The sequence below is a fragment of the Oceanicaulis sp. genome (assembly GCF_965284345.1).
GTDB classification, from domain to species: Bacteria; Pseudomonadota; Alphaproteobacteria; order Caulobacterales; family Maricaulaceae; genus Oceanicaulis; species Oceanicaulis alexandrii_A.
This window is the reverse complement of record NZ_OZ260073.1, coordinates 2097323-2115101: the sequence shown is the minus strand read 5'-3', so window position 1 is coordinate 2115101 and position 17779 is coordinate 2097323. Positions and strand designations below refer to the sequence as shown.

General features: G+C 62.8%; 9 protein-coding genes. 3 read left to right on the top strand and 6 right to left on the bottom strand.

The features are described 5' to 3' along the window. Positions 1-100 precede the first annotated feature (100 nt). Positions 101-2695 carry a bifunctional aspartate kinase/diaminopimelate decarboxylase gene (locus ACQ66J_RS10150; RefSeq protein WP_430431542.1) on the top strand — a complete coding sequence of 865 codons (2595 nt, stop codon included), beginning with the start codon at positions 101-103 and terminating at the stop codon, positions 2693-2695. Between the two features lie 152 nt (positions 2696-2847). Here ACQ66J_RS10150 and ACQ66J_RS10145 read toward each other — a convergent pair whose 3' ends face one another. Continuing rightward, on the bottom strand, positions 2848-4443 hold the full coding sequence (locus tag ACQ66J_RS10145) for an alkaline phosphatase (RefSeq protein WP_430431541.1): 1596 nt from the start codon (positions 4441-4443) through the stop codon (positions 2848-2850). A gap of 121 nt (positions 4444-4564) precedes the next feature. Between ACQ66J_RS10145 and ACQ66J_RS10140 the strand changes: the two genes are divergently transcribed. Further along, on the top strand, positions 4565-5458 hold the full coding sequence (locus ACQ66J_RS10140) for a diacylglycerol/lipid kinase family protein (protein ID WP_430431540.1): 894 nt from the start codon (positions 4565-4567) through the stop codon (positions 5456-5458). After that, positions 5455-6237, top strand: coding sequence for a metallophosphoesterase family protein (locus ACQ66J_RS10135; RefSeq protein WP_430431539.1), 783 nt, complete (start codon positions 5455-5457; stop codon positions 6235-6237). Before ACQ66J_RS10140 ends, ACQ66J_RS10135 begins: the two co-directional genes overlap by 4 nt. A gap of 73 nt (positions 6238-6310) precedes the next feature. Here the strand turns inward: ACQ66J_RS10135 and ACQ66J_RS10130 are convergent, their stop codons facing one another. From ACQ66J_RS10130 to ACQ66J_RS10110, 5 genes are all read right to left on the bottom strand, one after another. Beyond that, a complete protein-coding gene (locus ACQ66J_RS10130) occupies positions 6311-7990 on the bottom strand; it encodes a serine hydrolase domain-containing protein (protein ID WP_430431538.1) in 1680 nt (559 codons plus the stop codon). A gap of 118 nt (positions 7991-8108) precedes the next feature. After that, positions 8109-10193: a M13 family metallopeptidase gene (locus ACQ66J_RS10125; protein WP_430431537.1), complete on the bottom strand. Its 2085-nt coding sequence runs from the start codon at positions 10191-10193 to the stop codon at positions 8109-8111. Positions 10194-10312: 119 nt separating this feature from the next. Beyond that, entirely contained in the window at positions 10313-12205 is a 1893-nt protein-coding gene (locus tag ACQ66J_RS10120) for an alpha/beta hydrolase-fold protein (RefSeq protein ID WP_430431536.1), read from the bottom strand. Between the two features lie 200 nt (positions 12206-12405). Further along, positions 12406-14436 carry a M13 family metallopeptidase gene (locus tag ACQ66J_RS10115; protein WP_430431535.1) on the bottom strand — a complete coding sequence of 677 codons (2031 nt, stop codon included), beginning with the start codon at positions 14434-14436 and terminating at the stop codon, positions 12406-12408. A 115-nt stretch (positions 14437-14551) separates the two neighbouring features. Continuing rightward, on the bottom strand, positions 14552-17773 hold the full coding sequence (locus ACQ66J_RS10110; protein ID WP_430431534.1) for an efflux RND transporter permease subunit: 3222 nt from the start codon (positions 17771-17773) through the stop codon (positions 14552-14554). Positions 17774-17779 lie beyond the last annotated feature (6 nt).

Here is a 17779-nt window from a genome sequence, read left to right as displayed (position 1 = left end):
TATGGCGCCGCCGGGGTAAAGTGACGGTCCCGATAAGAAACTTTCGCACTGCAACATGGCGGGCTATGTCCATCGCTCTGTTGTAATTTTGGACGATCCGATGACTGATCAATCCCTGCTCTCCTCCCGTATCTGGACTGTGTTGAAGTTCGGCGGCACCTCTGTGGCCAAGCCGGAAAACTGGGCCGTTATCGCAAAGCTTGCGAAGGCCCGGCTCAAACAGGACAAACCGGGCGGCAAGGTGCTGATCGTCCATTCCGCCCTGTCCGGCGTCTCAAACCGGCTTGAGGCCCTGCCCGACAAGGCGCTCAATGGCGATGTCAGCGTCGAGATCGCGGCCATCAAGGCGGTCCATCTGGATTTCGCTGAAGCCGCGGCGCTCGATGGAACCGCCTTGCTGGCGTCCCATTTTGATACGCTGGATCGCCTGGCCGCCGGGATTGCGCTGGTGCGTGAAGCCAGCCCGCGCGTGCGCGCAGAGCTCTTGGCGCTGGGCGAACAGATGGCGAGCGCGCTGGGCATGGAGCGCCTGCGTCAGGAAGGGCTCAGCCCGGTCCTGCTGGACGCGCGCGACGCGCTGACAGCGTCCTCTGACAGCACCGACGCCAGCGGCTATCTGTCCAATTCCGTCATCGAGGGCCTCGATCCGGCGCTGCAGGCCAAGCTCGAAACCGCCGATCTTGTGCTGACCCAGGGCTTTATCGCCCGCAATAGCCGCGGCGAGACGGTGCTGCTGGGCCGGGGCGGATCGGACACCTCGGCGGCCTATTTCGCCAACAAGCTAAACGCGAAAAAGCTTGAGATCTGGACCGATGTGCCGGGCCTCTTTAGCGCCGATCCGCGCCTGACCGAGGGCGCGCGCCTCTTGCAGGCGCTCTCCTATGACGAGGCGCAGGAGATCGCCACCATGGGCGGCAAGGTGCTGCATCCGCGCTGCATCGGCCCGGCCCGCCGCGGACATGTCCCTCTCGAAGTGCGCTCCACCTTGCGGCCGGAGCTGGCGGGCACCCTCATCACGTCCGAGCCCGGCGATGACGCGCCGCAATTGAAAGCCGTGTCGGTGAAGACCGGCGTGCGCATCGTCACCATGGAAGGCGCGGGCATGTGGCGCCAGGCGGGCTTCCTCGCCGATGTGTTCGCCTGTTTCAAGGCGTGCGGCGTCTCGGTGGATCTGGTCTCCACCTCTGAAACCAACATCACCGTCAGCCTTGATCCTGACCCCAGCCTCGACCAGGCGCGGCTCGACGCCCTGCGCGCGCGGCTTGAGCCGTTCTGCCGGGTGAAGATCATCGAGGATGGCGCCGCCGTGTCGCTCGTCGGCTATGGCGTGCGGCGCATCTTGCACAAGCTCGCTCCGGCGCTGGAAATGTTTCAGGATAAGCCGATCCGGCTGGTCAGCCAGGCCGCCAATGATCTCAACTTCACGGTCGTGGTGGATGAAAGCGAAGGCCGCACCCTCGCCGCGCGCCTGCATGAAGAACTGATCGCCCCCGCCCCCTCCGGCCCGGTGTTCGGGCCCAGCTGGGCGGAGCTCAATGACACCGCAGCCGCCAAGCCTCAGCGCCCCACGCCCTGGTGGGTGACCAAGCGCGACCAGCTGATCAGCCTGACCCCGCAAACCGGCGGGCGGTATGTCTATGACCTTGAGACGATCAAGGCCCGCGCCAGCGCGGTGGCGGGCATCAAGAGCGTCAATCGCGCCTTTTACGCCATGAAGGCCAACCCGCACCCGGAGGTCCTCAAGACCATTTTCGAGGCGGGTCTCGGCTTTGAATGCGTATCGCCGGGCGAGCTGATGCGCCTGAAAGACACCTTCCCCGGGCTTGACCCCAAGAAGGTGCTGTTCACCCCCAACTTCGCCTCGCGCCATGAATACGCCGCCGCGATCGAGCTGGGGACGAACCTCACCATTGACGGCCTGCATCCGCTGACCCATTGGCCGGACATGTTCAAGGGCGCGGAGATCATTCTACGCATCAATCCCGACCGTCCGCGCGGCCACCACCAGCATGTGCAGACCGCCGGGCCGAAAGCGAAATTCGGCATTCCGCTCGATCAGCTCGACGCCGCGCGCGAGGCCGCCGCCAAGGCGGGCGCGACAGTCATCGGCCTGCACGCCCATGCGGGCTCGGGCGTGGTGGAGGCGAACCATTGGCGCGAGATCGGGGCCATTCTGGCCCGCGCTGCCGAAGGCTTTTCTGACATTCGCATCCTCAATGTGGGCGGGGGGCTGGGCGTGCCCGAAAGCGCCGAAGCGCCCGCGCTCGACCTCTCAAAAGTGGACGCAGAGCTCGCCACGCTCAAACAGGCTCTGCCCGAGTATGAAATCTGGATGGAGCCGGGCCGCTATCCGGTGGCCGAAGCGGGCGTGCTGCTGTCAGGCGTCACGCAGATCAAGCACGCCTTCGGCACGCGCTTTATCGGCCTTGGGACCGGCATGAACTCGCTGATCCGCCCGGCGCTCTATGGCGCGCGACATGAGATCGTGAACCTCACGCGCTATGACGAGGACGGCACGGGCATGGCCTCCATCGTCGGTCCTATCTGCGAAAGCGCCGACCTTCTGGGCGCCGACCGCCTGATGCCCGACACGCAAGAAGGCGACGTCATCGCCATCGCCGAAACCGGCGCCTATGGCGCGGTCATGGCCAGCCGCTATAATTTGCGGGAACCTGCGGACGAGGTGGTGATTTAGGGGCCCCCTCTCTTCCCCGGCGCAGGCCGGGGCCCAGAGCCGCAGATGCGGCGTGCTATGATCTCTGGATCCCGGCCTGCGCCGGGAAAGAGGACATGAAAAAAGCCCCGGTCACATCGACCGGGGCTTTGTCGTTTCAGGATTGACGCGACCTAGTCGTCGTCATCCTCGTCTTCGTCGTCCTCATCCGCCTCGACCATGGCGGCGGTGGCGCTCCAGCCATAGGCATGGGTGATGACGTGGTGGAGGGTGTGTTGCTCCATGGCGCCATCCACCAGATGCGCCCAGGGGCCGACGGCGTAGGCGATGACGTCTTCGCCCGAATGGGTTTCAGAGCCCATGGGCACCGCCGCTTGCTGGCGGTAATCAGGGTCCATGACGATTTCGTCGGTCAGGGGCTCGGCGTCGTCGGCGCGGGGACGCAACGGGCCGCCATTGTGATAGCCCAGCGTGGTGTAGGGACGACCATCGCCCGCTGGCAGCGGCGGGGTTTCAGCGTCACTGAGGTTCGGGGCGGGCGGACGCACGAGCCCGAGGATCGGATTGCCGCGGCGCGGATAGCCCGCAATGGTGAACACATGGCCGTGGTCGGCGGTGACAAGGATCAGGGTTTCATCCAGATCCACCATCTGCTGAGCGCGATCAATGGCTTCAGAGAACGCCAGCGCGTCATTGAGCGCGCGAGCGGCGTTGGCGCCATGGTGGGCGTGGTCGATCCGGCCGCCCTCCACCAGCAAATAATAGCCGTCGTCATTATTGGAGAGGCGCTCAATGGCGAATTCGGTCAGCTCGGCGAGAGACGGCTCCACCGCCGCATCGCGATCAAGCTCATAGCTGAGATGGGAGTTGGTGAAGAGGCCCAGCACCGGCGCGTCGTCATTTGCATTCAGCGCGTCAAACCCGGCGCGATCGCCCACATAGACGCCGCCCAGATCCGCCCATTCGGCGGTGAGGTCGCGGTCGGCGCGCTGGCCGCCCTGATCGCGGGTGACGAAGGCCGCCCGGCCGCCGCCCAGCGCCACGTCCAGACCGTCGCCATAGTCACCCGTGCGCGTGCCGATTAATTGCGCCGCGATGTCGGTGCAGCCCGCCGCTGCCGCGTCCGCCGGCAGCGCGGTGTCCGTCTCCCAGTTGCGGCTGGTGAGGTGGGCGTAGGTGGTGGCAGGCGTCGCATGGGTCAGCCGCGCCGATGAGACGATGCCGGTGGACAGGCCGCGTTCTTCAGCCATTTCGACGAGAGTTTGCGGCACCGGGCCGCCCTGACAGGGCGCCAGCGTGTCGCGCGCATAGACCGAGATCGCGCCGGAATGGGTTTTCACCCCGGCATGAATGGCGGTGGCGGTCGCAGCGCTGTCGGGCACCTGGGCGTTGTCGGAATAGGTCTTGATCAGCGCCGAATGGCCCCAGCGCTCAAAGGGCAGGTAATTCTCTTCCCCGCTCATGCCCTGGTTCTGGCCGTCGAGAATGCGGGCGGCGGTGATCGTGCTGAGGTTCAGGCCATCGCCGATAAAGACGATGACATTGCGCGCCCGGCCTTCACGTTCGGGGCGCGCCAGCCGGTCCAGGATTTCGCTTTGCGCCAGCGTGCGCCACTCAGCGCCCGGGCCGTCAAACGCCGCCGGAGCGGCGGCGGCTTCAGGCGCGTCATCCTCGCGGCCCGACCAGTCGATATCGGACTGGACGGTCACGGTCTGACAGGCGCAAAGCGCCAGGGCGCTTGCAGAGAAAAGAATGGAGCGGATGATCATGATGGATCCCTCATCTAACTTGCGCGTTGGTTTAACGCGGGAATGTGACGGATCAAAGCATCTCGCCTGACTTCCCTGCGCCCCTCGCTTCGGGCGCGCCCCCCTGTAGGAGAGTAGACGCTTGAAAACCTTGTCGCTTGTGCTGAACGCTCACTCCGGAACCACGCGTGAGCTGGGCAAGGAAAAAGTGCTGGACGCTGTCACGCGCTCCGCCGACTGGGCCAAGGTGATCGTGCATGACTGCGAGGACGGGTTTGAAGATTGCATCAATCAGGCCTGCGCAGCGGCCTCTGATTACATCGCCGTGGCGGGCGGGGACGGCACGGCCGCAGCGGTGCTCAACCAGCTGGTGCGCACCCAGTGCAAAACCCCGGTGATCGCCTTGCCGCTCGGAACAGCGAATCTTCTGCCCAAACGGCTCTATGGCGACCGTTCCATCGAGACCATCTTGAAAGAAGCGCCCGGCTATCCCATCGAGCCGCTGCACGCCGGCGAGGTGGAGGGGAATCTGTTTTTCTGCGCTTTGATGGCAGGCTTTCCCGTGCGGGTCGGCCAGGCGCGCGAGGCCCTGCGCCCTGACGGAGACGGCCGTCAACCGCTGCGCGCCCTCTCCCGCCTGCGCCAGGCGCTGAAAGCTTACACCACGACCCGCCTGCGCCTGACGCTGGATGATGACGACGTACGCAAGCTCAGCCGCGCCAATGCGTTGATGACCATTCCCGGCGGCGCGGCGGCGATGATCCATGGCGCGCGTCCGGGCGATGAGGTGCTCGAGCATATCTTCACCCATACCGATGATCTGGGCGACGCCCTGGGCGCGATGACCAGCTTTCTGGGCGAGATGCTGAATATGGGGGAGCTCGCGCCCCAACGCTCGCTTGAGAGCGCCGTGCTGGATGGACCGTCCAAAGTCACCGTGATGCTGGATGGCGAGACCTTGACCCTGAAAACTCCGCTGCGCATCTCACTCAAGCCCAACGCCGCCCTGTTCGCCGCCCCGGAGGCTGACGCATGACCCGACTGGCCCAGATTTCTGACCTGCATTTCGGGGCGGAATCCCCCGGCTTGCCCGACGCCCTGCTTGAAAGCCTCAGCGCGCTCAAGCCCGACGCGGTGATCGCATCGGGTGATTTCACCCAATATGGCCGACGGAGGGAATTTGACGCCGCGCGCGATTTCTTCAGCGCCATTGATGCGCCCGTCATCGCCGCGCCGGGCAATCATGACACGCCCTATCTCAACCTGGCCGCCCGCGTCGCCTCCCCCTGGGCGCGCTTTGAAAAACGTCTGGGTCAGGGGGTGACGCCCAGCTGGCGCTCCGGGAAAGCGGCGGTGGAATCCTTTCTCACCGCGCGCGGGCTTCAGGCCCAGCTCGACTGGTCTCTGGGCCGGGCCAACCCCAAGCACGCTGCGAAAATCGCTCAGTCGCTGTCAGACTTTAACGGGCTCAAAGTGGTCGCGGCCCACCATCCGCTGGTGGCGCCGGGCGGGCTGACCGGCCGGGCCAAGACCCATGGCGGTCGCGAAGCCGCAGAGATCTTCGTCCAGTGCGGCGTGGATCTGGTGGTGACCGGGCACCTGCATCAGGTCTTCGCCCTGCCTCAGCGCCGTCCCGACGGCAAGGCATGCTGGTTTGTCGGCGCCGGCACGGCGCTCTCGCATCGCACCCGGGGGGAACCGCCGAGCTTCAATCTGTTTGACAACACGCTTGAAGGGCTCAGCCTGACCGTCTACGCGGCGCAAGACGGCGAAAACCGCTTCACCCCGATCAAGACCCAGGCCCTGCACGGCTAGATGGCCTCACCCCAAAGACAAACCCCGGGCGCTTCACGCCCGGGGCTGATCGTGTGGCAGTGTGGTCAGAGCCCTACTCCGTGACACGCTCCGCCAGGATTTCCTGGCCGCTCTGCTGCAGCGTCACAGAGGGGGCGGGTTCGCCTGCGGAGAAAACCAGGCGCGCATCCACGCCGGACACCAGGAACTCCATTTCGCTGATGGCGTTGATGGCGATCGGGTCCTGGCCTGTGAGCTGGGCTTCCAGAACGCCGGCCTCAGCGAATCGGATCTCAAGCACCGCAGCCCCAAGCGCGTATGCGCCCACATAAGCCTCAAGCGTGCTGGCGGGCAGGTCGATGACGTCAGGCAGTTCGGGGATCGGAGCGGACCACAGCGCAGGCTCCGCCTCGCTCGCGCCTTGCTGATACATGTTCATCTGATACGTCCCGGCGTCTGACGGAACAATCTCAAACCAGGTCAGGCTGTTGGGGCCATAGAAAAACCGGTTGTCGCCGGCCGGAAAGACCTCGCTGGCGCTGCCGCCAGAGCGCAGCGTGTAAAGCTGGCCGTCACGGGCGAAGAATTGACGCGTCTCGGCCGTGCCGTCGATCGCATAGACCCCGTACAGATCGTCCAGGCTCGCGAGATCGATCTCCACCGCTTCAAACATCGGATAAGGGTCGTTCAAAGCATAGCTGGCGAGGCGCCGCATCAAGACACCCACTTCAAGCGGCGGTTGATCTGAATTGGCCAGCACGGTGACGTACAGAGTGTCGTCCGGCACATAGACGCTGTCTGTGGTGAAGCCAAAAATACCGCCGCTATGGCCGATCGCCGGACGGGTGCGCACATCGTCCACAGACAGGCCGAAGCCGTAGGGAATCTCTGTCCCGTCCGGCATCTCGGTCGGCGCCGTCATTTGCTGGTAGAGCGCGGGCGACACGATCTCGCCGCCATGAAGGGCTTCAAGCCAGAGCGCCAGATCCTGCGTGTTTGCGATCAGCGCCCCTGCTGCGTGGGGCACGCTCATATGAATGGGGGTCGACGCTTCGACCGCACCCTCCTCGTTGACCGTGTAGCCAGACGCCATGTTCGCCATGGACCCGCTGTCCTCGCCATAGCGCAGCGTCTCAAGCCCGAGCGGCTCAGCGATGCGCTCGACGACAGCCTCGTGCCAGGACATCCCCGTCTTCATCTCAATGATGGCGCCCAGCAGGACATAGCCTGAATTGTTATAGGCATAGGTCTCGCCCGGAGCGTTCGGAGACGGAAGGTCTGAGAACTCGGCGATCAGCGCATCGGTCGTATACGCTCGGTTGGTGTTCGCTTCGACCATCCAGCCAGGAATGTTCGTGTAGGACTGGATGCCGGAGGTGTGGTTGAGCAGCTGGCGGACGGTGGCGTTGGCGCCGGGTTCGTCAAAGCCCTCAAACAGGTCACCGATCGTATCGTCGAGGGAGAGTGAGCCTTCCTCCACCAGCTGCAAGATCACCGCAGCGGTGAATTGTTTGGTGATGGAGGCGAGACGAAAAACGGTGTCGGGGGTCACGGCTTCGCCCGTCTCAAGATTCGCCAGCCCGGCCCCGCGTGCATAGACCACATCGCCGTTCTGGCGCACCAGAACCGAAACGCCCGGCGTTTGTCCCGTCCAGTGCGCGTCAATCAGGGCGTCGGCCTGATCGGCCCAGTCCGGCGCCTGGGCGAAACCAGCATTGAAGCCGGCCCCCATAAGGGCGATGGCGGATAGTCCGGCACGTAACATGGTCGACATTCGTCTCTTCCTTCTCTCAAGGCTTTATCAAGTCGCACCGCCCCCGTTGCGGAGCAAAAAATAACCCCGGGCGGCGAGCCACCCGGGGTCGTCAGTCATAATGATGCACGAAATGCGATCACCAGATGCGCACGCGCTGTTCGGGCGGCAGATAGAGCTCATGCTCTTCGGTCACGCCGAACGCGTCGTACCAGGCGTCCAGGTTCCGCACGACGCCGTTGATGCGGTATTGCGGCGGGCTGTGCGGGCCCTGCACCAGCTGAGCGCGCAGGGCGTCATCGGTGTACAGGTTACGCCAGACTTGCGCCCAGCCCAGGAAGAAACGCTGATCGCCGGTCAGACCGTCGATCACCGGCGCTTCGCCGCCATAGACTTCGTCCACATATTGACGCCAAGCGGTGTAGGCCATCTGCAGGCCGCCCAGATCGCCAATGTTTTCGCCCATGCTCAACCGGCCCGACACGCACATGCCGTCGATCGGACAGAAGCCGTCATACTGCTCGGCGAGCACGGAGGAGCGTACTTCAAAGCGGCTGTTGGTCTCTTCGGTCCACCAGTCGCGCAGGCGACCCTCAGAGTCGTAACGACGGCCGTTATCGTCAAAACCGTGGCCGATTTCGTGACCGATCACGCCGCCAATACCGCCAAAGTTGAGCGCCGGATCGGCGTTGGGATCAAAGAACGGCGCCTGCAGGATGCCGGCGGGGAAGGTGATCTGGTTCTGCAGCGGGCTGTAGCTGGCGTTGACGATTTGCGGCGGCCAGCCCCATTCGCGCGGGTCGACCGGATTGGCCAGGTCTTCCAGCTGTTCGGCCCAGCCGCGTTCAGCCATGCCCACCCGGTTGCCGAAATAGTCATCGGCGGAGATTTCCAGGCCTTCATAGGTGTCCCAGATTTCCGGATAGCCGATGCGCGGCTCGAAGGTGGACAGTTTGGTCAGCGCTTGTTCGCGCGTCTCGTCATCCATCCATTCCAGCTGCTCGAGGCGACCACGGAAGGCCACCGTCAGACGGTTGACCAGGTCTTCCATCTGGGTTTTCGAGCTCGGCGGGAAGTGACGCTCCACATAGATCTGGCCCACAGCATGGCCCAAGGCGCCGCCCACCAGGTTCACGCCCCGGCGATCGCGTGGACGCTGTTCGGTCTGACCGCGCAGGGTCTGGCCGAAGAACTCAAAGCTCGCCTGATCAAACTCGGCCGGCAGCCAGGAGGCGCGGTCGGAGATGAAATGAAAGGTCATCCACGCCTTGATGGTGTCGATATCGGTCTCGGCGAAGATCGCGGAGGTCTGCTCGATGGCGGTAGGTTGCACCACGATCAGGTTTTCAACGTCCAGACCCAGCGCCTGCGCGCCCTCGGAGAAGTTGAAGGACGGCGCCAGCACATCCAGCTCGTCCATGGTCATGACGTTATAGGTCTGGGTGACGTCGCGGCTGTCTTCGCGGGTCCAGTGCGCCTCGGCGATGCGGGTTTCCAGCGCCAGGATGGCGTCGGCGTTGGCTTCACCATTCTCAAGACCGGCCAGCTCATGCAGGCGGATGATGTAGTTGCGATAGCCGTCGCGATACTGCTGGAAGCGCTCGGTGTCCTCGAGATAATAGTCGCGATTGCCAAGACCCAGACCGCCCTGGAACAGGCGCAGCGCGTTGACGGTCGGATCAGACGGATCCGCCCAGACCGCAAAGCCGTAAGGCGATTGATGATGGATCGAGTTGAACAGGGCCGCCGCATCATCGAGGGTTTCGACCGCGTCGATTTCAGCCAGATAGGGCTGCAGCGGGGCGACGCCCGCCGCTTCGATCGCGTCCGCATTCATCCAGGAGGCGTACAGATCGCCGACCAGCTGGCTGTTGGAGCCGGTTTCACCGCCCTCGGCGGCGGCGTCGTCAATGATCGCCTGGACCTGTTCTTCCGCTTCCAGCGCCAGGATCGAGAAGGTGCCGTAGCGAGAGAACTCGCCCGGAATCTCGGTTTCGGTCAGCCAGGTCCCGTTGGCGAACTGGTTAAAGTCGTCGCCGGCGTGAACGCTGGCGTCCATGCCGTCCACGTCAAAACCGAACGTGCCATATACCGGCGCGGCAGCGGTTTCGGTCGAGGCGGCGACCTCTTGGTTCGCGTTTGAGTCAGCGGGCGCGTCGGCTGGGCCGCACGCCGCAAGGCTGAGCACGGCGAGCGCCGAGCATGACAGCAGAATTCGTTTCATATGGTTTCCCCTTGGTCGTCATAGCTGACGTCGGCCCGGAACGCCGGACGATGTCAAAATTGTGGCACACCCTCACGATCTCCAAGGTGGATGACAAGTGAAATTGCTGAAAGATGGGTTCAGTCAGGCGCTCGGTTTATGATCTGATCCAGCCAGACTCCGAAGGCTTCATGAGTGTCTTCATCCTGATACGTATGCCCGCGGCCTTCAACAAACCGCGTTGTCACGTCCGCCCCTGCAGATAACAGTCCGTCCGCTGTTTGCTGCATCAGATTCACGGGAAGGCCAGCATCAGCTAGCCCATGATAAATAAAGACAGGCTCTCCTTCAAAAACCTGCTGCGCCTCTCGCTCCAGGAAATTGGGATGATCGCCGCCCACCCACTCATTGGCGAGATTAGGGTGCCCCGCAAATACGGCTACACCCGAATACAGATCCGGATTTTCGTAATAGGCGCGCAAGGCGCCATACCCGCCCATTGAGAAGCCCGCTATCACGATCGCATTCTCATCAATCGAGAATTGCGCCGCCACATCCGCAATGGCTTCTACGATATCTATCTGGCTCTGCGGTTCGGAATAGGCGCGGAACTTGTCTCGCCCGAACGGAGCGAGTTCGATAAACCGGCCATTTCCTCGCTCAAGATCCAACAACCCCTGCTCGTCCGTCCCGCTGCCATGCAGAAACACCAACAAGGGGTAGGCGTGTGACGGATCATAATCCTCAGGCAGTTTAATTGAGTAAGGCTGCAAACTGCCATCTTGCGCCGAACGAAATGCGCGTCGATAGGGCGTGGCTCGCCCCGCATAAGGGTCCTCACCAGCTACGAATGCTGCGTATTCTTCTTCAAAAACAGCCCATTGCTCCAACAGCTCGGCGCCCGTTTCATAAGTGTAGAGCGCAGCCAAACCGGCTTCTAGCTGTTCGAGCTTGAACAACAGCGTGGTTCCCGCCCCCTCTGGAGCACCCCGCGCATTCGCCCTCAGGCTCTCGCGAAGAGATGGAAAGTCAAAGTCAGGAAGGACTCCAATCTCGTGCTCAGCGACGCCGTTCACACCCTCAAGCCTCAGCGTGTAGATCGCGGGCGCCAAAGCGGGCAAGGCCAAGGTCTGAACGAACTCGCGGAGGTCTGGATTGAGGCCGATGTCGAGGTCATGTGAGAATTGCACCTCGCCGTCAGAACCGATCAGAGAGAGATGAACACTGCGAGAATCCTCAGACAGTCCTGCAAACTGGACCGGTAGCGGCTCACTGATCGCCAGATTGCGCCTCGCCGGCTGGCCTAGCAGGATCGCCTGCCACTCTGGCGGGGATTCGAAAGTCAGCGGCGTCATCTGGCGACGGGGCAGTTCCTCATCCCAGATTCCCTCATCACGCACGACTGCATGTCCATGTGTGAAATACCCATGCGCCTGCGTATCAAAACCTTTGGCGAAATAGAGATTGAACCCTAGGTCATCGCTCATCCAGGGGTGATACGGCGGCAAGTCAGACCAAGCGATCAACAGCTCAAACCCCGACCCGTCAGGGTTGACGCTCGCCGCGGAGGCGCTGTCCGGTCCGAACGGGCGGTACACCTGCTGGAAATTATACGTGAGGATGCGGTTCTGATGAGGCCTCATACGCTCATCTAGCGTCGGTGAAACGCCGATCTCGTAGTACTGAGATGTGCCTTCTCCGGCCTCAGGCAAGCCAAGCAGCAGCTTGTAGCCGTCTCCCCAAAGATAACCCCGATTGTGATAACTGATCGCCTCGGCGCTTGTCTGTATGTGCACATAGAGATGGGTCGGCGTGTAGCCGAGACGATACTCGACCTGGACGGGTTCCACGGGGGGATTATCAAAGGTGAAATGGTACGGAAAATGGTAGCGTGGCAAAGACTGTGCAGTATCATCCAGAACGCCATCCAAAATGGGGTTCTCGTACAGAAACCCCGCCTGATGCGCGTCTTGCGCACTCGCTGATGAAGCGAGCACCGCTAATCCCAACCCGATAAAACCTGCGATTTTCATAGTGACCAGCCCACTCCCACTCCGATCTTGAGTGGATCTAGCCTGGGCTCATGGAATGCGTGAACAAAGTTGAAAATTGCTCATGAAGGCCTGAAACGGACTGTCTGTCAGAGAATTAATCCCACGGAAATGAACTGACGTTCAATGAAAAAGCCCGGCGCCGAGGCGCCGGGCTTCAACGGTTTCGATCAGAGGCTGGTCTACCAGATCGAAACGCGTTGCTCGGGCGGCAGGTAGAGATCATCGCTCTCATCCACCTCAAAGGCGGCGTACCAGGCGTCGATATTGCGCACTACGCCATTCACCCGATATTCCGACGGGCTGTGCGGATCGGTGCGCAGGCGGCTGATGAGGTTGTCTTCGCGATACAGACGCCGCCAGACCTGAGCCCAGCCCAGGAAGAAGCGTTGATCGCCGGTGAAGCCGTCAATGACTGGGGCTTCGCCGTCATAATGCTCGTCCACATAGGCGCGCCAGGCGGAGTACGCCATTTCCATTCCGCCCAGATCGCCGATGTTTTCACCCAGGGTGAACCGGCCATTGACGGTGTAACCCTCAAGCGGCTCGAACGTGTCATACTGGGCGACCAGCGCGTCAGAGCGTTCCACGAACCGTTCATTGGTTTCCGGCGTCCACCAGTCACGAATCCGGCCCTGGGCGTCGAAGCGGCGGCCCTGATCGTCAAAGCCGTGGCCGATCTCGTGGCCGATCACCGCGCCGATGCCGCCGAAATTGACCGCCATGTCGGCGTTCGGATCAAAGAACGGCGCCTGCAGGATGCCGGCGGGGAAGGTGATCTGGTTCAGAAGCGGATTATAGCTGGCGTTGACGATCTGCGGCGGCCAGTTCCATTCGCGGCGATCCACGGGACCGGCGAGATCTTCAAGCTGCTCCGCCCAGCCCAGTTCCGCCATGCGGATGCGGTTGCCGAAATAATCATCCGCTGAAATCACGAGACCCTCATAGGTGTCCCAGACTTCCGGATAGCCCACGCGTGATTCAAAGGTGGAGAGTTTCTCCAGCGCCTGAACGCGGGTCTCGTCATCCATCCAGCTCAGATTCTCAAGACGAATGCGGAAGGCCTCGCGCAAGCCCAGCACCAGCTCATCCATCTGGGTTTTGGACTCAGGCGGGAAGTGGCGGTCCACATAGATCTGGCCCACGGCATGGCCCAGCGCGCCGCCGATCAGATCCACGCCGCGCTTGTCGCGATCGCGTTGCTCTTCGACGCCATTGAGGGTGCGTGAGAAGAACTCGAAACTGGCCTGATCAAAATCATCGCCCAGCCAGCTGGCCCGGTCAGACAGGAAATGGAAGGTCATATAGGCCTTGAGCGTGTCCAGATCCGTGCTGGAGAAGATCTCACCGGCGTCCGCGATGGCGCTTGGCGTGGCGACCATGAAGCTGTCCTGGCCGCCCAGACCGAAACGCTCGAGATTGGCGCGGAAATCAAATTGCGGCGCGAGCTCGACCACTTCATCGAGCGTCATCACATTGTAGATCTCGGTGATCTCGCGGGTGCGCTCCTGGGTCCAGTGAACCTCGGCCAGCGCGGTTTCCAGCGCCAGGATCGCCTGGGCCTTGTCGGCGCCGCCGTCAAGGCCGGCCAGATCAAAAATGCGCTCGATATAGGCGAGATAGGCCTCACGATAGCGGGCCGAAGACTCATCGTCTTCCAGATAGTAATCGCGATCAGGCAGCCCCAGACCGCCCTGCCCCATATAGAGGGTGTAGCGGCTGGTGTCGGCGGGGTCGGGGATCACGCCCACGCCCCAGGGCGAGGCATAATGGACCGTGGCGAACAGGCGGGCGAAATCCTCCCAGTTATTGGACGCGTTGATCTCGTCGAGATAGGGCTGGGCCGGGGCCAGACCGCGTGCATTGATCGCGTCCGCATCCATCCAGGACTTGAACAGATCGCCCACCAGCTGGGCGTTCGAGCCCATGGCGGCGTCGGTGGCGGCGGCTTCATCAATAATCTCACGCACATGCTCATCCGCTTCGATGGCGAGCTTGGTGAACATGCCGTAATTGGACCGGTCGGACGGGATTTCCGTACGTTCGAGCCAGGCCTGGTTGGCGTACTGGAAGAAATCATCGCCCGGATCGAGCGCGGCGTTCATGCCGGTGGCGTCAAAGCCGAAATCGCCCAGAACCGGGTCTTGAACAGCGAAAGCGGGCGCCGCGGCGGCGAGCACGATGAACGCAGCGCCGGTCATAAGATGTTTCATACTATTCCCCTTTGAGATTTTTTGTGCGGACGCCTGAAAAAGCGTGGCGTCTGAGTAGAAAGCTGCCGCGCGAAGCCAGTGAGGCGGAGCCCCGCGCGGCAGTCAGTCGAGGGTTTTATTCAGCCGGAGCCGCACCCTCTTCAGGATGGCCGACATCCACGCCGTCCGGTCCAGAGTCATGGCCGATATAGCTCTCGCCGACCCGCGGCTGTTTCTCGCCGGTCCACAGACCTTTGAAGAAGCGGCCGATATCCGCGCCGATCGCATAGAGCGCCGGCACCATCAGCAAGGTCAGGAACAAGGCGAAGATCACCGCGAAGCCCAGTGAAATCACCATCGGCTTCAGGAACTGCGCCGCCGTGGAGCGTTCTGCGATCATCGGCAGGATGCCGATAAACGTGGTGACGGTCGTCAGAAGGATCGGACGGAAGCGTTGCACGCCCGCATCCACCAGCGCCTGCATGGCGCCGACGCCGCGGTCGCGCAGCCGGTTCACGAAGTCCACCAGCACCAGGTTGTCGTTGATCACGATCCCGGCCGCCGCCCCGATGCCGAACATGGAGAACAGCGCGAAGGGCTCGCCCAGGATCAGGTGACCGAACACCGCCCCCGCATAGGCCATGGGGATGGCGGTCATGATCATGATGGGCTGGGCGTAGGACTTAAAGGCCACCGCCAGCAGCACATACATCATCACGAGCATCATCAGCTGATACTGGATGACTTCGGCCAGGAACTGGGCTTCGCCCTCCGCCTCGCCGATGGCGCCGGTGGAGATGCCCGGATAGCGCTCTTCCCATTGCGGGAAGAACTCTTCTTGCAGCTCCTCGCGGATGCTGGCCGCCGCGTCATTGTCGGTCAGTTCTGCGCTGACCGTCACGGTGCGCTGACGCTCCCGACGGCGGATCTGATTGATCCCCGGCGCGAAATCGGCGTCGACCACGGCCGCCAGCGGCACTTCCCGACCATCATTGGTGCGGATGCGCAGATTGTTCACCGCATCCAGGCTGTTCCGAGCCTCCCGCGGATAGCGGACCATCACCCGCACATCCTCGCCGTCGCGCGGCAGGCGCTGGACTTCATAGCCATAGAAGGCCTGGCCGACCTGGCGGGTCACATCCGCCAGCGTCAGACCCAGCGCCCGGGCGTCGGGACGCAGCGTCAGGCGCAGCTCGTCAGCGGAGGATTGCAGATTGTCGACGATGTCATAGGTGGTCTCAAACGTCGCCAGATGCTGGCGCAGCTCCGCCGCCGCCGTCCGCAGCACGTCAAGATCGGGGTGGTTGATGGCGAACTGGATCGCCGGACCATTGCCGTTCAGCGTCGCTTCGAAGCGGATTTCCTCGGCGTCCGGCACCGGACCCAGAGCGTCGCGCAGACGCTGCGCCACGTCCGCCGTGGGCACGCGGCCCGGACGATTTTCCGGCGGGGCGATGTTGATCCAGGCCCGCACCGCGCCATCCGTGGCGAGGGTGGAGCGCGAGCGGATCATATCATTCTCGCCCGGGAATTCTTCGCGATAGGCGTGCTGAACTTCCAGTTCGGCCTCGTCCAGACGCGCCCGGATCTCATCGGTGCGCGACCAGGGCGTGCCTTCAGCCAGCTGGATGTTGACCCGGATCAGGTCGCTCTCGATTTCCGGCATGAAGGCGGACTTCACATAACCGTTCATCTGAAGGGCGATGGCCAGGCCGAAGACCCCGATAAAGAAGGTCAAAGTGGCGTAGCGCAGGCGGATCGCCGTCGCCAGGATCGGCGCGTACACCGCGTGTGCAAAGCCAAGCAGGCTATCGGCGATCATCGCCTGGAACTTCAGGAAAGGCCCGAAGAACCCGTCCGTGCGCTGGGGTTTGATATGCGCCAGGTGCGCCGGAAGGATCAACAGCGATTCAATCAGCGAGAAGCTGAGCGCTGCGATGATCACCAGCGAGATCTGGCGGGTGAATTGAACTTCAGGTCCTGACAGCATCATCCAGGGCGCGAACGCCATCATGGTGGTGATCACGGCGAACACCACGGGCTTGGCGACCATCTGGGCGCCCACCACCGCCGCGGTCAGGCCCTGTTCGCCCCGCTCAACACGGGCATGAATATTTTCGCCCACGATGATGGCGTCATCGACCACCACCCCGATCACGATCAGGAAGGCGAACAGCGACAGGAAGTTGAGCGTCAGCCCGATCATCGGCAGCACCAGGAAGGCGCCGGCGAAGGCGGTGGCGATGCCGATGGTCACCCACAGCGCCACGACAGGCCGCAGGAAGAGCACCAGAATGCCCAGCACCAGCACCAGCCCCAGCAGGGCGGACGAGCCGATCACCTGCAATTGCGAATTGAACTGGTCCGCGCCGTCCCACCAGACCGACAACTGCACGGTGGAGGGCAGTTCGGTGTTCTTGCGCTCGAGATACTCCTTCATGGCGTTGGAGACATCGATGATGTCCGAGCTGCCGGTGGAGCGGATCGCGATGATCACCATTTGCTCGCCATTGAAGGTGGCGTTCAGATTGGCGTCCACCAGTCCGTCGAGCACGGTCGCGACATCGCCGACACGCACCACCCCGCCGTCAGGCGTCTGACGCACGATGATGTTTTCAAAGTCATAGGCGGTGTCCGCCAGCTCGCGCGAGGCGATGCGCACATCCCCGAGATCGGTGCGGACCGAACCCGCTGAGGTGTTGATGGAGGTGTTGGCGATCGCCTGGGCGATCTCGGCGAAGCCCACGCCATAACGGCGCATGTCTTCTTCCGACACTTCAATCGCGACTTCCTCGCCCAGCGTGCCCATGATCTCGACCAGAGAGGCGCCGGGAATGGTGGAGGAGATCTCGTTGCGGATTTCACGGGCGATCCGTTGCAGATCGCGGCGCGAGACCTCGCCATGCAAGGCGAAGCCGGCGATCTGATCGGAATTCTGCCAGCGCGAGACCTGCGGGCGATAAGATTCGCGCGGCAGATTGTTGATGGAGTCCACGCGCAGCTTGATCTCGTCAATGAAGGCTGAGGCTTCCTGGCTGGGCAGACCGGACACATAGACCGAGCCCGAGCCTTCGCGGGCGACGGCGGACAATTCGTCCACCCCGTCCAGATCGCTCAGCGCTTCCTCGATGCGCACGATGATCTGCTCTTCGATTTCCTGGGGCGACGCGCCCGGCCAGGCGACCGAGATCGACGCGCCGGGGAAGACGGCGCCAGGGTTGTTCTCGCGTTGCATGGAGAAATACCCCACAACGCCGCCGATCAGCGCGATCAGCATCAAAAGGTTGGCGGCCACCGAATTCTTGGCCCACCAGGCCAGGATGCCGGTGTGTTGGTCATGTTCAGGATTATGAACCATGATCGT

Excerpts from the sequence above, each read along its gene's own strand:
- ACQ66J_RS10120 (WP_430431536.1), bottom strand. The coding sequence starts at position 12,205 with ATGAAAATCGCAGGTTTTATCGGGTTGGGATTAGCGGTGCTCGCTTCA.
- ACQ66J_RS10130 (WP_430431538.1), bottom strand. The coding sequence starts at position 7,990 with ATGTCGACCATGTTACGTGCCGGACTATCCGCCATCGCCCTTATGGGG.
- ACQ66J_RS10115 (WP_430431535.1), bottom strand. The coding sequence starts at position 14,436 with ATGAAACATCTTATGACCGGCGCTGCGTTCATCGTGCTCGCCGCCGCG.
- ACQ66J_RS10150 (WP_430431542.1), top strand. The coding sequence starts at position 101 with ATGACTGATCAATCCCTGCTCTCCTCCCGTATCTGGACTGTGTTGAAG.
- ACQ66J_RS10125 (WP_430431537.1), bottom strand. The coding sequence starts at position 10,193 with ATGAAACGAATTCTGCTGTCATGCTCGGCGCTCGCCGTGCTCAGCCTT.
- ACQ66J_RS10135 (WP_430431539.1), top strand. The coding sequence starts at position 5,455 with ATGACCCGACTGGCCCAGATTTCTGACCTGCATTTCGGGGCGGAATCC.
- ACQ66J_RS10110 (WP_430431534.1), bottom strand. The coding sequence starts at position 17,773 with ATGGTTCATAATCCTGAACATGACCAACACACCGGCATCCTGGCCTGG.
- ACQ66J_RS10145 (WP_430431541.1), bottom strand. The coding sequence starts at position 4,443 with ATGATCATCCGCTCCATTCTTTTCTCTGCAAGCGCCCTGGCGCTTTGC.